Origin of the sequence: Pedobacter kyungheensis (genome assembly GCF_000812965.1) — a bacterium.
GTDB lineage: Bacteria > Bacteroidota > Bacteroidia > Sphingobacteriales > Sphingobacteriaceae > Pedobacter > Pedobacter kyungheensis.
The window spans coordinates 46,196-64,282 of record NZ_JSYN01000007.1; the positions used below are offsets into that span (position 1 = coordinate 46,196).

Genomic DNA, 18,087 nt, shown 5'->3' on the forward strand with positions numbered 1-18,087 from the left:
AAAAGCAAGGACAATGTGAGCTATTAGCGTTTCTTCCTGCTATCCGCTCCAAGTCCTCTCCCGATGAAAAATCGGGCTGCGGGCTTTCTGCTCCTATCAGGTTTAAAAGGCAAGGACAGCATTTCAAACGGTCAATAAACAAAATGCAGAAGATACAAAAAAGCCGGTTCAGGATTCACTGAACCGGCTTTTTAATGCGATATAAGTGCTGGCTTAGCTTAAAGTAGCCAGGGTTGTTATTCCACCTTTAACCACCTGGTTAAGCTCAACATTAACTTTGGTGCCAACCGGAAGAAATACATCAACCCTTGAGCCAAATTTGATAAAACCAAACTGTTCTGTTTGTACTACCTGGTCGCCCTCTTTAACGTACCATACAATCCGGCGGGCCAAAGCTCCGGCAATTTGACGGAACAATACGGGCGTACCGTTTTTATGTTCTACAACAGTAGTGGTGCGTTCGTTCTCGGTAGAAGATTTTGGATTCCAGGCTGCAAGATATTTACCCGGGTGGTATTTAAAGAACTTTACCACACCCGAAATCGGGTTGCGGTTAATGTGTACATTAATCGGCGACATAAAAATAGACACCTGTAAACGTTTATCTTTAAAATATTCGCCTTCTTCTGTTTCTTCGATTACCACAACTTTGCCATCTGCAGGGCAGATAACCAGGTTTTCGCCTGAAGAGAACCTACGGCTTGGGTTGCGGAAAAACTGTAGTACAATGATAAACAGGGCCGCCGAAAAAATGTAAATAAACCAGCGTAACCAGGTTATATCATGGTATTTATAATCAACAATTGCGTTGATAACGAAAATAAACAATATGCTTAAGGCGATGGTTGTGTAGCCTTCTTTATGTATGGTCATTGTAGTGAGAATTATTGCGCAAAGGTGCGAAAAATAAATTAATACAATATAAAATTATATCTCGGTGGCCCGGTAAATATCGTTCAGGTTTCTGCCAAGGCCGTTGTAATCTAATCCATAACCCACCACAAACTCGTTGGGTATTTCAAAGCCCACATATTCAAGGTCTTCTATTTTATGTTTTAAAGCACTTGGTTTAAGTAAAAGCGTACTTACGCTTACTGATGCCGGTTTCTTTTCTTTAATCGTTTTTAAAATGTGCGTTAAAGTCAGGCCAGTATCTACAATATCCTCAACAATAATCACATCGCGGCCCTCAATGTTTTCTGGCAATCCAATCAGTTCTTTTACTTTACCAGAACTCGATTGGCCTTCATACGAAGCTACACGCATAAAAGCAACTTCGCAGGGAACGGTAATTTCTTTAATCAAATCGGCCATAAACAAGAAACTACCGTTTAGTACCCCAATAAATAAAGGGCATTTTCCTTCGTAATCTACATTCATCTGGATGCCCAGCAGGCGAATCCTTTTGCTTATGGTATCATTCTCTAAAAAAATCTCGAACTCTTTATCCTCTACTTTTATTTTGTGCATGTTGCTTTTAAGTGGTTGAAATGTTTAAATGTTGGAAAGTTGTAATGTTATTGCTTTATTGATAGCAGAAATGGTTCATCGTATAAATTCGCTAGCTGTTTATTTGTTTTGAGCAACTGCCAATTGTAAACTGTAAACCGGTAGTTCAACTCCAGTTTCCAAACTCCCAGCTCCAAACTACTGCCCCTGGGCTTTCTCCAGTTCCTTTTGTCTTCTTCGTTCTTCCCTACGCTCCTGTCTTAATTGTTTTTTTGATTTGGCCGTATCCGGGGCAGCAGCTGGTTTAACGCTTGCTGTATCTTTTTTAGTACCGCCACCAAAAATACGATCGAACAGACTCTTGTTCTTATCATGAGTAATTACCGGAGGCAATCCATCCTCGTCGTCATCAAAAGCTGTTGTATCAACTGCGGCCGTATCTGGTGCCAAATATTGACGCAAACCTTCTCTCAGTCGAACATTATAGAAACCATAACCAGAGGTATCGCTCGGCGTTAGGCCTCTTCGGGCCATAATATTACCCATAAACCTGAAATAGTTAAACATGTAAGGTTTCAGGCTTCCATCGGCCATAAATTTATACATTGAGGCTTTGGGTTTAGGTACAATACTGGCCAGGAATAAGCCATCGCCAATGGTTAAATCGGCAGGTTGCTTACCAAAATAATAGCGCGAGGCCTCGCCTATTCCATAAATATTCTGGCCAAGCTCCATAATGTTGAAATAAACTTCCAGCATGCGTTGCTTACTCACCAAATGGTTGTGCTCAATTAGCCAAACAATTAAAATTTCTTCAGCTTTACGGGCCAATGTTTTTTGACGGCTTAAATACACATTTTTAACCAGCTGCATGCTGATTGTGCTCCCACCACGTTTAAATTTCTTTTCCTTAAAATTTACCGCAATAGATTTACGGATCGACTCTTCAACAAAACCATTGTGGGTATAAAATGAAGGGTCTTCGGCGGTTAAAACGGCATTGATAAAGTTTTTGGATATGGCCGAAAGCGGTGTGAAATTCGGATTTGCAGGACCAATGGTAATGTCGCGCATTGGTTTCCCGTATTCGTAAGGCGTGTAAACGAAAGGGCTGTTAATTTTTTGCAGGTTGGTTTTACCCCATTGTATAATCTTAAAATTAACCGGGGTAAGTGTCGAGCTAAAACGAACACTATCCGGAATTTTGGTGTCGAGGTAAAAATTGAGGTTATATTTTACCTTGCCCTGCACTTTTAATCCTTCTAAAGATTCAAACAAACCTTGAGGAAAGGCATCCAAAACGGCCTGTGCATCTTGTTCTTCGGCATTTAATTTTAGTTCGTAAATTTTGTTTTTACCCAGCGTGTATTTGATGTACGGATGGATCTGTGCATTTTTTAAGTAGGCTGTCGAAGTGCTGTCCAGCGCAATGTAGTTCGGCCCAACCAAAATATCGGCATCCAGTTTGGCACTTTGCACTACTATATCGTTCGAGGCAATTCGTGGCTGGTTAACCAGCATGTTTTTAACCGACCATGAACCCGAAATTTTGTAATCGTCGCCACTATATTTGGCATTTTTAAGCTCGGTTTGCAGGGTGTCGAAACTAAGTTTGGCGTGCAGTTTATTGTTCAGGTATGGCAGTTCCAGCTTTTTCCCATCGGCATAAGCCATAAAACTCAGCTCTTTACTGCCCGGGTTTACGTAGCCGTTAACATGCCAAATGGATTCGTTATTGTTTACATTGATGCTCGATTTCAGGTCTCCCCCGTCAATTGTCGCTTCAGTTTCAAAGATTAATTTGGCAGTATCATGGTCGTTTAGTTTAAACACCATGTTTTTCATATCCATATCATCAGGTATTTTGTATAAAACCTGATTTAAAATATTACTGGCTATTTCTGATAAGTTTACTTTGTTTTTAGTGGCTGTGCTGTCTTTTTTCTTTCTTTTTAAAATGAAATCGATGTTGGTGGTCGAGTCTTTTAGCACAACGCTTACAAAACCCTGGTTTAATTTTACTTCAGAAAGTTTAACATTGCCGAATATAAGTGGAAAAAGTTTTACTGATACGCTCAGTTCGCCAATGTTAGAGAGGGTATCCCGTTCTTTAGGAACAACAGAAATGGCAGTCATTTTTACGGTACTCAGGCCGGTAAAGCCAGCAGAGCCAATTTTAACCTCCAGGCCATAATCTTTATCGGCTTTGGCAATGGCCTTGGCTACCATTTTTTTAAGCAAAGCTTCTCTTTTGCTGTAAGCTACAGCACCTAATGCAATACAAACGACCAAAAATACACCTAAAACCCAGGCTCCGATTTTTAAATATTTTTTTGGGATCTTAATTTTTGGTATGCGCATATAGTCGTTAAAATGGTTAATTGCTTAAACGTAACAATTAAATGTTTATTTCGTGTTAAAATTACAGTTTAAAAGGCTAAATAAAAGTATTTATAGCTATGTTTTGTTAATTTTGAATTTAAATTAATACAATGCAGATTAGCCCGCAACAAGTTTTAGATGCGCTTAAAAATGTAGAAGATCCCGATCTTAAAAAAGATCTGGTAACCTTAAACATGATTAAGGACTTACAGATTACCGATAACCAGGTTAGTTTTACCTTAGAGCTTACTACGCCGGCATGCCCGATGAAAGATATGCTGAAAAATGCCTGTACCAATGCTGTTAAGCATTTAGTATCGCCCTCGGCCGAAGTTACGATCAATGTAACTTCAAGAGTTACCCAACCTACAAATTCAACCTCGTTAGATAACATCAAGAATATCATTTTGGTTTCATCTGGTAAAGGTGGAGTTGGAAAATCGACAGTATCGAGCAATCTGGCTGTTGTTTTGGCCAAAGATGGCGCTAAAGTAGGGCTAATTGATGCCGATATTTATGGACCATCAGTACCGACGATGTTCGATTTGGTAGATGCTAAACCTGGTGCCGAAGAAACTGCCGACGGGAAGACTAAAATTTTACCTATCGAAAAGTATGGTATTAAACTGTTATCACTTGGCTTTTTTGCAGATCCTGGTCAACCGGTACCATGGCGCGGGCCAATGGCCTCGAATGCGGTAAAACAATTGTTTAACGATACCAATTGGGGTGAGCTTGATTATCTAATTGTCGATCTTCCTCCGGGCACGGGCGATATCCATATTACCATTACCCAAAGTTTCCCGATTTCGGGTGCAGTGGTGGTAACTACGCCACAACAGGTAGCCCTGGCCGATACACATAAAGGATTAGCCATGTTCAGAATGCCGGGAATTAATATTCCGATTTTGGGAGTTATAGAAAACATGTCGTATTTTACGCCTGAAGAACTGCCTGAAAACAAATATTATATTTTTGGAAAAGGTGGTGGAACCAAGCTGGCTGAGCGTTTTGATGTACCGTTTTTGGGCGAAATTCCAATTGTGCAGGGTATTGCTGAGGCTGGCGATAGCGGTAAACCGGTAGCATTAAACCAAAACCCACTGCTTGATGGTATATTTGGCGATATTGCAAGTAAAATTGCACAGCAAATCTCTATCAACAATGCACAAATGGTGAATTGCTAAAAAATTACTATTTTTATAAATTAAAATCTATATAATGAATTTAACAGAACAAGTAGAACAGGCATTGGAAACGATCAGACCTTATTTAAAGGCCGACGGAGGTGATGTTTCTGTTGAAGAAATTACAGCTGAAGGAACAGTAAAGCTTAAGCTTTTAGGTAACTGCGGTTCTTGCCCAATGAGTTTCATGACCATGAAATCGGGTATTGAGCAGGCTATTATGAAAGCTGTTCCACAAATCACTTCGGTAGTTGCCGTGAACATGGCCGAGCAAGAATAGCTTTAACACTATTTAACAAGGAAGTTTTATTAATAAAATTACATTTGTGTTAATGAGATATTGTGTTACCCTAATCTGCCTGTTTTTTTCTATTACCGCTTTTGCACAACAAAAGCCGGCACAGGACAAACTTATCCAGTTTTCGGGTATTATTACCGATATCGATAGCTCAAATGTGATCCCCTATGTTACCATAACCAACCTTTCGGCCAAAAGCAAAAGGGTTGCTGCCGATTACAGAGGATACTTTACTTTTATTGTTAACCCAGGCGATACCATTTTATTTACTGCCATAGGTTACAAGAAATTTTCGACCATTATACCCGAAGGTACGCCCGATAGTAAATATACCATTATGGTTAAGTTGAAATCGAACGTAGTCGATTTGCCATCTGTAAGGGTGTTTCCGTGGGCAACTACCGAAGAGTTTACCCGTGAGTTCCTATCCATGAAACTAGCCGATGATGATATGGCCATTGCTAAAAAGAACCTTTCACGATCATCCATTAACGGTTTAATCCAGACCCTGCCCCGTGATGGTCAGGAAATTGGCAGCCAGAATTATCGATATAACTTTGACAGGATGATTAACAAAAACATGGTTCAAACCAATCCATTGTTAAATCCTTTTGCATGGGGTAAGTTGATGCAGCAGATTTTTGACGGAGATAAGAGCAGGACGAATTAGTTTGGAGTTCGAAGTCTTTAGTTCAGTCTAATGTTACTTTATACGCGCTGGCCTCACTTTGTAAAGTAGTCTTCTCCATAGTATAAAGAACGTTTATTTAAGCAGAACCGTTGACCGAGCTTTCAAAGTCTTTAGTTGCTAGATTTATTTTTACCATGAAGTAACATTTGCCTCCATCCCTAACAATTACAGGCTCCTTTTTAAAATTGACATTAGAAGTATTGCACATGCAATAAATTTCGACCTCTTTTTCTCCCTTACTATTTATCGTTGGTGTGTATTGGCGTTTGTAATCTTTAAGATCTATAAGATAATTTCTCTTGTCATCACCCGGTGCAAGTAAGCTTAATGTGTGCTTATTGTAATCATCGGCAAATTTTAAAAGGATTTTATCTATTTCTTTCAGATCAGTTGAGGTCAGCTGTGCAGGTTTTTTGAAAGCAGAATTTTCCCTGTAGGGAATTATAGCAATATAGGATGTATCGATTTCAGGTCCATTATCATAACTATAATGAGTGGCGGGAGAATTAGTTGGTTGGCAGCTAATCAGGCTAATCATTGTAAAACTAACGAAGCAACCTTTGCTTAATAACCGCCAACTACCTTTCATTCCATTATCTCTTTTTGCTTTTGTTAGGAAACTTCATTTTGTAATCAGTTTTGATATTTCCTTTTGAAATGGCATCGAGTTTACTTTTAAGCATGGTTTTACGCAATACACTTACTTTGTCGGTAAATAATTTTCCTTCAATGTGGTCGTATTCGTGTTGAATTACGCGGGCCGCCAACCCATCAACATCTTCGGTGTGCTCTACCCAGTTTTCATCGAAATAATTAACCTTGATGTTCGGTTTGCGCAAAATGTTCTCTCTGATATCAGGAATGCTTAAACAGCCTTCGTTAAAGCTCCAGGGTTCGCCGGTTTCTTCTATAATCTCTGCGTTGATAAAAACCCTTTTATAGCCTTTGGTGCCATCTTCATCATCACCGGTATCTACAATGAATAAGCGGATTGGTAAGCCAATTTGTGGCGCTGCCAGTCCTACACCGTTTGCATAATACATGGTGTCGAACATGTCGCTAATCAATTGTTTTAATTCGGGGTAATCTTTATCTATTTCGGTTCCGATCTTTTTTAGAACAGGATCGCCGTAAGCTACTATTGGTAATTTCATTGTATTCTATTTTTTTTCCACGGATCGATCAGGTGCGAATAGGTTCTTGCTCCTACCCTTGTTCATCCTGTTACCTGTGGTTAATTTAATGCAAATTTAACAATTATTCCGCTATTGGCGAGAAAGTAAAGATATTCAACTTATCGATATCGAGCACTTCGTTTACTACCTGTGCCATCTGATTGGTGGTAACGGCATTAATTTTCCCGAAAACAGTTTCCAGCGAATCAATTTTATTATGGTCGATAAGGCTTTTGGCCATTGATATAATTAAACCAATCCGGTTTTCTTCTCCCAGTGCGATCTGACCAATAAATTTGTTTTTGGCCTTTTGCAGTTGCAGCTCATTTAAGGGATTATCATTTAATTTTTTAATCTCCTTAAAGATCAGCGAAAGTGCTTTAGCCTGTTTTTCTTTGTCGGTACCAAAGTAGATCGAAAAAATGCCAGTATCGCTTAAGGGCGAAAAATTTGATTCGATAGTGTAGGCAATGCCGTATTTCTCTCTGATTTGCAGGTTTAACACCGAACTCATGCCGTTACCGCCAAAGTAATTGTTCAATAGCATCAAAGGCACTTTTTCTGTCTGGTGTGTAGTGTAAGCCTGTGTACCCAAAATACAATGCGCTTGCATAATGGGTTTATAAATGGTGGTATTGCTTTGTGGCAAAATGGAAGGCTTTACCCTTTGTTGGTTGGGTGTATTCTGCTCAACATCGGCAAAATGTTTACTTCCTTTATTTACAACCTGATTTAAGGTATAGTCGCCCAAAACCGCCACCACAATTTCATTGGTGCGGTAATTGGCTTTTCTGAAATTGATTACATCTTCGCGGGTAAAAGCCTGCACAGATTCGGTTGTACCTAAAATATTATTGCCCAGCGGGTGACCGGCAAACAGCATATCCTCAAAATCATCATTCACAGCTTCTTCCGGCTGGTCTAAATATGAGGCAATTTCATCCAGAATCACACTTTTTTCTTTATCCATCTCCTCTTCGGGGAAAGTAGAGTGGAACATAATATCATTAAAGAGCTCTAAAGTGCGATCTAAATAAGGGTTCAAAAAAGAAGCATGAACACAGGTATATTCTTTGGTGGTATAAGCATTTAAATCGGCGCCAATGCTTTCTAAACGGTTTAAAATTTGGTTGGTACTGCGTTTTTCGGTACGCTTAAAAATTAAGTGCTCGATAAAATGGGCCAAACCTGCTTTTTGATCAGGCTCATCGCGCGAACCGGTATTGATAATGATGCAGGCATGTGATATGGCTGAAGCCGATGGCACATGCAATAAGCGTATGCCATTCGGTAAAGTATGAACATTGTATTCCATTGATCGGCAAAGATAAGGCTAATTGCTTACAAAGCCTCTGTATCCGGGTATTGCAATTGTAAGGCGGAAATCAATTTATCTTTGGTTGGCCTTTGGAGTGCTAAAAAAATAAAGTTGGCCGCGCCGAAAATAAGAAAGAATGAATTGTGGGTCATGAAAAAGCCCACAATGTTAAATAATGCGCCACCTTCCAAAAGTGCTGAACTGATAATAAATGCACTTTGGTACATATTAATTTTAGTGTCGACAGGTTCAGTCTGATCAATTTTAGCCATTAAATTCCGGAAAAAGAAAATGCTTGCCGAAATGGTGGTCAGCCCCATGATCGGAAATATAGGGTTAAAAGGGGAAGTAGTTTTCGGATTGGCATCGAAAAACATGATTTCGCGGTTAAGAAAAATGGTTACCAGTGCAAAAAGAAAAACGCCCGAGCATAATGCCAGGTGGATGGTTTGGAGTGTTTTTAGTTTGGTGTTCATGTGGATTTTGGTAAAAATAAGGGTGTCATGTTGAGCCTGTCGAAACAGATTCGTAAAGTTCTTCGACAGGCTCAGAATGACAAAGTAATACGAAAAATTATTCAGTTATGCCTTCCAGGGCAAACAAAAATGCCCATCTTAACGAAACATCTTTAAGGTAATCGAAACGGCCGGAAGCACCGCCATGTCCAAATTCCATATTGGTTTTAAGCAATAAAACATTTTTATCGGTTTTGGCTGCCCTTAACTTGGCTACCCATTTAGCCGGTTCAAAATATTGCACCTGACTGTCGTGTAGCCCGGTAGTAACCAGGATGTTCGGATAAGCTTTTTTCTCTACATTCTCATAAGGTGAATAGCTTTTCATGTAATCGTAAGCGGCCTTTTGTTTAGGGTTGCCCCATTCGTCGAATTCGTTGGTGGTAAGCGGGATGCTTTCATCCAGCATGGTATTAATTACATCAACAAAAGGTACATCGGCAATTACACCGTTCCATAAATCGGGTGCTAAATTTACCACCGCACCCATTAGCAGACCGCCTGCACTTCCGCCATGCGCATATAAATGCCCTTTTGAGGTGTATTTTTGTTCAATCAGGTATTCTCCGGCTGCAATAAAATCGGTAAAGGTGTTTTTCTTCTTCATCAGCTTGCCGTCTTCGTACCATTGGCGCCCCATTTCCTGTCCACCGCGGATATTGGCAATGGCAAATACGAAGCCCCGGTTAAGCAAACTTAAACGTGGTGATGAAAAGTAAACATCAGAATTTGAGCCATAAGATCCATAACCATAAAGTAACAGCGGCGATTTGCCGTTTTTCTCGAAGCCTTTTTTATAAACCAGGGCCACCGGAACTTTTGTGCCATCTTTAGCGGTAGCAAAAACACGCTCTGTTACATAATCTTTGGGGTTATAGCCACCTACAACCTCCTGCTGTTTCATCAGTTTTTGGTCTTTTTTGATCAGATTATAATCGTAAACCGAATTCGGCGTGGTTAAAGAAGTATAGTTATAACGGAGTGTGGTACTGTTGTATTCGGGGTTTGAGCCTACTCCGGCATCATAAACCGGCTCATCAAATTTGATGTAGTAATCGCTGCCATCTTTCTTTAATACGCGCAGTTCGGTCAGGCCATTTTTACGCTCGCTTAAAACGGTATAATCTTTAAACTCATCTGCTCCTTCCAGCAGCACATCGGCACGGTGCGGAATTACTTCTTTCCAGTTTTCTTTTGCTGTCTTATCCAAAGGGCATTCCATTAAGCGGAAGTTTTTGGCATTCCAGTTGGTTAGAATCAAAAATTTATCATCAACTGGCATTACATCATACAAAACATCTTTTGAGCGGGCAGCAAAAACTTTAAACGGTGTTTCAGGATGATCGGCATCAATCATCTTGTATTCGGCAGTTAATGTTCCTTGTGAAACAATGAAGATGTACCTGCCGTTTTTCGATTTGCCAACCCCGATGTAATTGGTGTTGTCTTTCTCATCATAAACTACTGCATCGGCTTTGGCATCGGTACCGAGCGTATGTTTTTTAATTTTCTCGCTGAGTAAAGTAACCGCGTTTTTAGCCGTATAAAAGAATGTTTTATTGTCGTTAGCCCAGGCTACGCCACCTTCTGTGTTTGGAATGGCATCTTTTAAGATTTCGCCTGTTTCTAAATTTTTAATATTGATCGTGTACTGGCGGCGCGAAACCTGATCTACCCCAAAGGCCAGTAATTTATTATCAGGACTTACGCTAAAACCCGTTGCGCTGTAGTAGGCGTGCCCTTTGGCCAGCTGATCTACATCCAGTAATATTTCTTCAGCCGCTGTTAAACTGCCTTTTTTACGGCAATATTTGTAATACTGCTGGCCATCTTCGGTGCGTGAGTAATAATAATAGCCATTTTTGAAAACCGGTACCGATTCGTCTTTTTCTTTAATACGGCCTTTCATTTCTTTAAATAAATCGGCTTGAAAAGTATCAGTACTTTTCATCATCGTATCCAGGTAGGCGTTTTCGGCTTTCAGATAATCAACAACTTTGGTGCTGTCAGGACCTTTTTTAAAGTAGTCAATCATCCAGTAGTAGTTATCTACCACGGTATCGCCATGTATGGCCCTTTTGTGAGGTATAATTTCGGCAACAGGCGCTTTGGCATCCGGCCATTTAATCGCTTTCATTTCTTTTTTTTGAGGATTGTTACATGCCGTAATTGCACTAAGCAATATTAGCCCCGGTAAGATACGTTTCATTATGATTCGATTTAGGTTTAATGCAATTTAATAATTTAGTTTAATAGTTCATTTGTCATTAGTTCATTAGTAGCGTGGCGCTTAGCTGTTTAATGGTTTAAAGTGGTTAATCGATTCCAAACTCAATCGTTCAGTGGTTCATTTGTCATTTGTTCATTAGTGGCATGGTGGTTAACTGTTCATTGCAAACTGCCAACTGCCAATTGTGAACTGCCAACTGCTCATTATCATTTTCGTAAAAATCCATTAAGCCTATAGATATTGCCCTTTATTATGAAAAAACGTGCTAAATTGCCACATCAAATAGTTTTAAGCATAAAATGAAATCCGGGTATAAAAAAATTGTTGTCAAAGTAGGTTCGAATGTCATTACTCAGGAAAACGGATTGCCCGATGAGAACCGGATTCAGCATCTGGTAAACCAGCTCGCCGAAATTAAAAAACGGGGTATCGAAGTTATTTTGGTGTCTTCAGGAGCGGTTGCTTCGGGAAGGAGCTTAATCAAGGTTTCTGAAAAGCAGGATGCTGTAACCACAAGGCAATTACTGGCTGCTATTGGTCAGGTGAAATTAATTAATACCTACGCTAATTTCTTTGCCAAACATGCCATAAAATGCGCGCAGGTGCTGGTAACGAAAGAAGATTTTCGCGATCGCGCCCACTATTTGAATATGAAAAACTGCCTGCAGATTTTACTTCAGAACGAAGTGATTCCGGTGGTGAATGAAAATGATGTGGTATCGGTTACGGAGCTGATGTTTACCGATAATGATGAGTTGGCTGGTTTAATTGCCTCGATGCTCAATGCCGATGCGTTAATTATTTTGTCGAATGTAAACGGTATTTATAATGGCGATCCCAAAATTGAAGGTTCGGAAGTTATTCAGGAAATTAGTGGCTCAGTTGCCAATCTGGCTTCTTTCATCCAAACGGGCAAATCGCAATTTGGTCGTGGAGGCATGATTACCAAATCGACCATGGCGCAAAAGGTTGCCAAACTGGGTATCACGGTTCATATTGCTAATGGAACGAAAGATCATGTGCTTACTTCTTTATTAAATAACGAATTGGTGCATACCCGTTTTGTGCCCGAAAAAAGTAAATCGGGTAAGAAAAAATGGATTGCCCATTCAGAAACGGCCGCTACCGGTATTGTAAAACTGAACGATGGTGCAAAAACGGTATTAACCTCTGGCAAAGCTACCAGTTTATTGCCAGTTGGGATTATTGAAATTCAAACCGACTTTTTAAAAGGCGATATTATTAAAATTCTTGATGAACAAAATCAATTAATCGGCTTAGGTATAGCAGAATACGGATCGGATAAGGCCCGCGAGCGCATTGGGCAGAAAAAACAAAAAGCGCTGGTACATTACGATTATTTTTATTCGGCTATTTAAGCTGAAAGACTAAAGCATAAAGACCAAAGCGACTCAGTAGTTTTATTACAGGGAATTAATAGTATTCTCTTTTTCTCTGTGAAAACTCGGTAGTCTCTGTGGTAAAAAAACAACAATGGATTACAAACAATACTTCGAAAAGGCGCAGCAGGCCAGCCGAACCATGGTTAGCCTGGCTAAGGAAACCATCAATACTGTTTTGACAGAGGTAGCTGCTGCTTTAGTGGCAAACGCGACTGAAATTCTTATTGAAAACGCTAAGGATTTAGCCAGAATGCCAATCGAAGACCCCAAATACGACCGTTTGAAGCTAACTACAGTGCGTATTGAAGATATTGCCAATGATCTTAAAAATGTTGCCGGCTTAAACAGCCCATTGGGGAAGGTACTTTCTGATAAAACGCTGGATAATCAATTACATATTCAAAAGGTTAGTGTGCCATTGGGGGTTGTTGGTGTAATTTACGAGGCGCGCCCGAATGTTACAGCCGATGTATTTTCATTGTGTTTTAAAACAGGAAATGTTGCTGTGTTAAAGGGCGGTAGCGATGCTGAATTTTCAAATCTAGCCATTACTAAAGTTATTCACGAGGTATTAGACCGATATGCCATTAACAGGGATGTGCTCACCTTGCTTCCTGCGGAGCGCGCTGCAACGGAAGCCTTATTAAATGCACGTGGTTTTGTTGATGTGTTGATTCCGCGGGGAAGCCAATCGCTGATTAATTATGTGCGCGAAAACAGTAAAATACCCGTAATTGAAACCGGAGCAGGCATTGTGCATACTTATTTCGACGAATCGGGAGATTTGGAGAAAGGCAAAGCCATTATTTTTAATGCCAAGACCAGAAGGGTAAGCGTATGTAATTCTTTAGATTGTGCATTAATTAATGAAAACAGACTGAATGATTTGCCTACGCTTTTATCGCCCCTGGCGGATGGAAATGTAGAATTGTATGCTGATGAAAAAAGCTATGCTGCATTGCAAGGAACTTACCCGGATTCATTGTTGAACCAGGCCACGCCTGAACATTTCGGCACCGAATTTTTATCATTAAAACTGGCGGTTAAGGTCGTAAATAACCTGAACGATGCACTGAACCATATTGCTACTTACAGTTCAAAACATAGCGAAGCAATTATTTCGGAGGATGCAGCTAGCATTGCCCGTTTTTTAAATGAGGTAGATGCTGCCGCGGTGTATGCCAATGCCTCAACAGGTTTTACCGATGGCGCACAATTTGGTCTTGGTGCCGAAATAGGCATCAGTACTCAAAAACTTCATGCCCGCGGCCCTATGGGTTTAGAAGAATTAACCAGCTACAAATGGGTGGTAAGGGGAAATGGACAAATAAGAGGGTAATGATGTAAAATGGAATAACCCATTATCAATTTTCAATGACCAATAGCGAAGGCCAATCAAACCGTATTTTCTGCTGATGGTTAATAGTTAATGGCTATGGTGCATTAGGCCATAAGCTATAAGACCATGCACTATCAACTATAATTCAAATACCTCTCCTCTTTCAGGGATTGCTACATTAAATCCATCTTTGCTTAAAGCTGCGGCCAAACTTTGCAGGCTTTTATCTTCGCCGTGTACCAGGAAAACCTTTTTAGGCTGGCCTGTTTGTTTAACCGTTTTTAGCAGATCGTTATGGTCGCCGTGGCCACTTAGTAAATCGGTTTGGCGAATAGTGGCGTAAACCATCATTTCGCGGTCTTTAATGCGTACAATTGGTGCCCCGCTTAGTAATTTATAACCCAAGGTACCTTTAGCGCAATATCCGATAAAAAGAATGGTACAATAATAATTCTGGATGTTGTAATACAAGTGGTCTTGTATCCTCCCTCCTTCCAGCATCCCAGCTGAAGAAATGATAATGCAGGGATCGAAATAATTGGAAACATCTTTACTCTCTTTCATGGTTTGCACATATGCCAGGTGCTCAAATTCAAACTCATCACCCATGGTTTGGTAAAAGTCTTTTGCTTCCTGGTTAACCAAATTGTGGTGCTTACGGTAAACATCGGTTGCCTGGATGGCCATGGGGCTATCTACAAAAATCTGGACAGGCGGCAACAGCTTTTTGGTAAAGATCTGGTTCAGTGCAAAAACAAGCGACTGGGTACGTCCAATACTGAAAGCAGGAATAATTAACCTGCCGGGGCTCTTAATGCAGGCTTCGGTAATTTCGTGTACCAGCCTTTCTTCGAGGGTTTGATCTTTGGTGTGTAAACGCCCACCATAAGTAGCCTCGCTAACTAAATAATCAACCTCTGGCAGCGGCTCTGGATTTACGAGCACAGGATAGTTTTCGCGGCCGATATCGCCGGTAAATGCTATTTTCTTTTCCTCTCCATTCTCATTAATGGTTAAAACGGCTGCAGCTGCACCCAATAAATGCCCAACAGGGATAAAAGTAAGGCTGATATCGCCATTTATTTTAAAAGGTTTATTGAAAGCAATGGTTACAAAGCGATCAATAGTATCCATTACATGTTTATGCAGGTATAAAGGTTTGGGGCCATTAAAATTGCCTCTTTTGGTACGTGGTTTTCGGCTCTGTTTACGTAAGAAGAGCTCAACAGAATCGAACAATAAGATAGCAGTTAAATCGGCGGTTGGCGAAGTGCAAAGCACCTGACCATCAAAACCCAGACGAACTAAAGTAGGTAAATTACCGGAGTGGTCGATATGTGCGTGGGTTAAAATAACCAGATTTATACTGGCCGGATCGAAAGGAAATTGTTGGTTTTCTTCCTGGTAGGTTTCCTTCTCATAATCCAAGCCACAATCTATCAGTATTTTATAATGCCCAACTTCGAGCAGGTGCATGCTGCCGGTTACCTGTTGTGCTGCACCCCAAAACGTTAACTTCATCTTCTAATCCGTACTATGTTAGTTTGGCGTAAAGTAGTATAATTACCCCAAATTTTAAACAATAAGAGGTAATTTTTTGGTTAATTGTAATTTCATGAAGTGTTTACCCACTATCGCTTCTGGTGTTCTGTATCCCAAACAAATGTTTTTATCTTTACATAAAAAAGAAAATATGCAAGAACCTTTTGATATAGAAATCGGCGCCATCAATTATTCAGTTTTTCCTGAAGGAAACGATTCGTACACCATTTTTAAAGAAGGCAAGGAGTACATCCAGATTCAGAAAGATACATCATCTATCTGGTTAAAAATGGATTATAAAACCGAATTGCCAATTTTTGAGGAGGACGAAGAAGTGAATGCCATTGGTCATGCGATTGAAAAATATGTTCCTGAAGAAGATGAGGACGACGCTAACGAATTTATTGTCGATTAACAAATAATTTCACACTGGCTAACTTTATGGCGAACCAGTGTGAAAAACATTAAATCAGCTTTAAAAGTTCTTCCGCAACTTTTTCTGATGATGCCGGGTTTTGTCCGGTGATTAATAAACCGTCTGTTACAGCATAAGGATTCCAATCTGCAGTTTTGCTATAGTTTCCTCCGTTTTTAACCAGCATATCTTCTACAAGGAAAGGTACTACTGAGGTTAATTGAACAGCCTCTTCTTCGGTATTGGTAAATCCGGTTACATTTTTCCCTTTTACCAGGTACTCACCATTTACTTTAACATCTTTTAGCACCCCCGGTGCATGGCATACAAATGCAACAGGCTTATTGGCAGTATAAAATGCTGTAATAAGTTGCTGAGAGGTTTCGCTTTCAGCCAAATCCCACAGCGGGCCATGGCCACCCGGATAAAATACCGCATCATAATCCTCCATTTTTGCATTGGCCAGCGGGAGCGTATTTTTTAGTTTATCTAATAGAACCGTATCCTTATCCATTCTTCGCGTGGTATCGGTTTGGAAAGATGGATCCTCACTTTTTGGGTCAATTGGCGGCTGACCACCCTTTGGCGAGGCCAATACAATATCAATACCTTTATCGGCTAAGGCATAATAAGGTGCGGCTAATTCTTCTGACCAAAAGCCTGTTTTTAAACCGGTGTTTCCTAATTCGTCGTGGCTCGTAAGCACGAATAAAACTTTCTTATTCATATTTCTTATGCTAAGTGTATCACAAAATTAGGCCTATGCTTTCCTGTGGCAAAGGACTTCAGTCACAGATTTCGTGTGCGTTAAATCACACTTTTGCCGCGAGTCTGCTCAGTGTTTCTCTGGAAATACCCAGATAGGCAGCGAGTATTGTTTTAGAAACGCGTTGCATAAGTTGCGGGTACTGCAATGCCAGTTGTTCGAAACGTTCTTTGGGGCTGGTGCTAAGCAGCGATAAAATTCTTTGTTGTAAAGCTACGTAACCAAAATTGCCCTTAACCCTGAAAAAGTGCTCCATTTTATGGCTTTCCTGACATAATTTATCCAAATTTTCTTTCGAGATATAAAGCAACTCGGAATTTTCGAGGCAGCTGATATTGGTAATAGATTTAACATTGCCATAAAAGGCCCGAAAATCTGAAAGCCACCAGTTTTCCATGGCAAACTGGATAATATATTCTTTACCGTTGGCATCGGTAAATGCAGCTTTTAACAGGCCCTTAACCACGAAATAGATGTTGTGTACAAACTCATCTTCCTGGATGAGGTATTGATGCTTTTTAAGGTTTTTAGATTTGAAATGCGCAGCGATATGTTCAAACTCCTGATCTGTGAGTGAAATAATTTCTTCGAGGTGTGTTTTTAATTCAAAACTCATGCTATAAAATTAGCTAAATAGCATTAAACTCGTTTTATTTTTTGCTTTAACAAAAAGTATGGGTAAAAAATAAGGCCCGATGATTAACCGGGCCTGTTTCTTTGAAATATTATCTGGTACAATCTGCCGTCCAGATCTGGCTGTCTTTAGCTACCCTGATGGTGAGGTTGCTGGCGTCGATGCTAATACCTGTTAAACCTGAACCGATACTCACATAGCTGTTATCGCCTTTCTTTTCGAATTTTACTCCTGTAATATCCGGAATGTTGTTGCCGAAGTAAAAATTATAGGTTTCGCCCACTTTACTCACAGTTACTTTGCCATCGGAGCTGGTGATGGTAGATTCGCCACTTCTGTACGAAACAGAACCTTTATAAGTGCCTACAAAGAAATCGCGATCGGCTGGATCGGTATCTTTTTTACACGAAACCATCACTGTTAATGCTATCAAAAGCATGCTGAAAATCTGAACTGTCTTTTTCATCTCTTTCACTTTTTAGTTTTTAAATAGGTAATAAATGTAACAGTGCTATGACAATGACTATGCCAAAGTTTGGCGATAGCTTATCATAAACAAGGACCTTTTTTTAGATTTTTTTAACTTAATTGACTGATAATTAATGAATTGATTGTGTGTTGATCGCTTTGCAATATTGTGATTCAAGGATCTGAAAAGGAAGTCAAACTGTTCAGTTTACAGGATAGCCTATTAGGGGGAACATTATAGAATGTAACAGCAATAAGCTGCTACTCCAACAAAA

The 18,087-nt window shown here is 40.0% G+C and carries 18 protein-coding genes; 6 read left to right on the forward strand and 12 right to left on the reverse strand.

The genetic code is table 11. The features are described from left to right. Positions 1-213: 213 nt before the first annotated feature. From OC25_RS08175 to OC25_RS08185, 3 genes are all read right to left on the reverse strand, one after another. On the reverse strand, positions 214-873 hold the full coding sequence (locus tag OC25_RS08175; RefSeq protein ID WP_039474113.1) for a phosphatidylserine decarboxylase family protein: 660 nt from the start codon (positions 871-873) through the stop codon (positions 214-216). A gap of 54 nt (positions 874-927) precedes the next feature. After that, a complete protein-coding gene (gene hpt / locus OC25_RS08180) occupies positions 928-1,470 on the reverse strand; it encodes a hypoxanthine phosphoribosyltransferase (RefSeq protein WP_039474116.1) in 543 nt (180 codons plus the stop codon). Positions 1,471-1,647: 177 nt separating this feature from the next. Beyond that, positions 1,648-3,810 (reverse strand): transglycosylase domain-containing protein, encoded by a 2,163-nt coding sequence (locus OC25_RS08185; protein WP_039474118.1) that lies wholly within the window; start codon positions 3,808-3,810, stop codon positions 1,648-1,650. A gap of 131 nt (positions 3,811-3,941) precedes the next feature. Between OC25_RS08185 and OC25_RS08190 the strand changes: the two genes are divergently transcribed. From OC25_RS08190 to OC25_RS08200, 3 genes are read left to right on the forward strand one after another with little or no spacing between them, the layout of a single operon-like run. Continuing rightward, complete coding sequence (locus OC25_RS08190) at positions 3,942-5,018, forward strand: Mrp/NBP35 family ATP-binding protein (RefSeq protein WP_039474123.1); 1,077 nt, start codon at positions 3,942-3,944, stop codon at positions 5,016-5,018. Between the two features lie 34 nt (positions 5,019-5,052). After that, positions 5,053-5,298 carry a NifU family protein gene (locus OC25_RS08195; protein ID WP_039474126.1) on the forward strand — a complete coding sequence of 82 codons (246 nt, stop codon included), beginning with the start codon at positions 5,053-5,055 and terminating at the stop codon, positions 5,296-5,298. Between the two features lie 52 nt (positions 5,299-5,350). Further along, entirely contained in the window at positions 5,351-5,986 is a 636-nt protein-coding gene (locus tag OC25_RS08200; RefSeq protein ID WP_039474130.1) for a peptidase associated/transthyretin-like domain-containing protein, read from the forward strand. Positions 5,987-6,083: 97 nt separating this feature from the next. On the opposite strand, the gene OC25_RS08205 is transcribed toward OC25_RS08200, so the two are convergent. The 5 genes from OC25_RS08205 to OC25_RS08225 all read right to left on the reverse strand — a co-directional run bounded on the left by OC25_RS08205 (position 6,084) and on the right by OC25_RS08225 (position 11,224). Beyond that, positions 6,084-6,596: a hypothetical protein gene (locus OC25_RS08205; RefSeq protein WP_156131431.1), complete on the reverse strand. Its 513-nt coding sequence runs from the start codon at positions 6,594-6,596 to the stop codon at positions 6,084-6,086. A gap of 4 nt (positions 6,597-6,600) precedes the next feature. After that, entirely contained in the window at positions 6,601-7,161 is a 561-nt protein-coding gene (gene def, locus OC25_RS08210; RefSeq protein WP_039474136.1) for a peptide deformylase, read from the reverse strand. A gap of 103 nt (positions 7,162-7,264) precedes the next feature. Continuing rightward, positions 7,265-8,497 carry a M16 family metallopeptidase gene (locus tag OC25_RS08215; RefSeq protein WP_039474141.1) on the reverse strand — a complete coding sequence of 411 codons (1,233 nt, stop codon included), beginning with the start codon at positions 8,495-8,497 and terminating at the stop codon, positions 7,265-7,267. Between the two features lie 26 nt (positions 8,498-8,523). Further along, on the reverse strand, positions 8,524-8,976 hold the full coding sequence (locus tag OC25_RS08220; protein WP_039474144.1) for a hypothetical protein: 453 nt from the start codon (positions 8,974-8,976) through the stop codon (positions 8,524-8,526). 97 nt (positions 8,977-9,073) lie between these two features. Beyond that, the gene (locus OC25_RS08225) at positions 9,074-11,224 is read right to left on the reverse strand and encodes a S9 family peptidase (protein ID WP_039474148.1); all 2,151 of its coding nucleotides are present in this window, start codon (positions 11,222-11,224) and stop codon (positions 9,074-9,076) included. A gap of 320 nt (positions 11,225-11,544) precedes the next feature. On the opposite strand from OC25_RS08225, the gene proB reads away from it, so the two are divergent. Together proB and OC25_RS08235 are read left to right on the forward strand one after the other, a co-directional pair. Beyond that, positions 11,545-12,624 carry a glutamate 5-kinase gene (gene proB / locus OC25_RS08230; protein ID WP_039474151.1) on the forward strand — a complete coding sequence of 360 codons (1,080 nt, stop codon included), beginning with the start codon at positions 11,545-11,547 and terminating at the stop codon, positions 12,622-12,624. Positions 12,625-12,739: 115 nt separating this feature from the next. After that, positions 12,740-13,987 carry a glutamate-5-semialdehyde dehydrogenase gene (locus OC25_RS08235; RefSeq protein ID WP_039474156.1) on the forward strand — a complete coding sequence of 416 codons (1,248 nt, stop codon included), beginning with the start codon at positions 12,740-12,742 and terminating at the stop codon, positions 13,985-13,987. A 138-nt stretch (positions 13,988-14,125) separates the two neighbouring features. Here the strand turns inward: OC25_RS08235 and OC25_RS08240 are convergent, their stop codons facing one another. Continuing rightward, on the reverse strand, positions 14,126-15,508 hold the full coding sequence (locus OC25_RS08240) for an MBL fold metallo-hydrolase RNA specificity domain-containing protein (RefSeq protein ID WP_039474159.1): 1,383 nt from the start codon (positions 15,506-15,508) through the stop codon (positions 14,126-14,128). 172 nt (positions 15,509-15,680) lie between these two features. Between OC25_RS08240 and OC25_RS08245 the strand changes: the two genes are divergently transcribed. Continuing rightward, the gene (locus tag OC25_RS08245; protein WP_039474322.1) at positions 15,681-15,944 is read left to right on the forward strand and encodes a hypothetical protein; all 264 of its coding nucleotides are present in this window, start codon (positions 15,681-15,683) and stop codon (positions 15,942-15,944) included. A 49-nt stretch (positions 15,945-15,993) separates the two neighbouring features. Here the strand turns inward: OC25_RS08245 and OC25_RS08250 are convergent, their stop codons facing one another. From OC25_RS08250 to OC25_RS08260, 3 genes are all read right to left on the reverse strand, one after another. Then, the gene (locus OC25_RS08250; protein ID WP_039474163.1) at positions 15,994-16,671 is read right to left on the reverse strand and encodes a type 1 glutamine amidotransferase domain-containing protein; all 678 of its coding nucleotides are present in this window, start codon (positions 16,669-16,671) and stop codon (positions 15,994-15,996) included. 85 nt (positions 16,672-16,756) lie between these two features. Further along, on the reverse strand, positions 16,757-17,326 hold the full coding sequence (locus tag OC25_RS08255) for a Crp/Fnr family transcriptional regulator (RefSeq protein ID WP_039474167.1): 570 nt from the start codon (positions 17,324-17,326) through the stop codon (positions 16,757-16,759). Positions 17,327-17,435: 109 nt separating this feature from the next. Continuing rightward, the gene (locus OC25_RS08260; protein WP_039474169.1) at positions 17,436-17,810 is read right to left on the reverse strand and encodes a hypothetical protein; all 375 of its coding nucleotides are present in this window, start codon (positions 17,808-17,810) and stop codon (positions 17,436-17,438) included. Between the last annotated feature and the right edge of the window lie 277 nt (positions 17,811-18,087).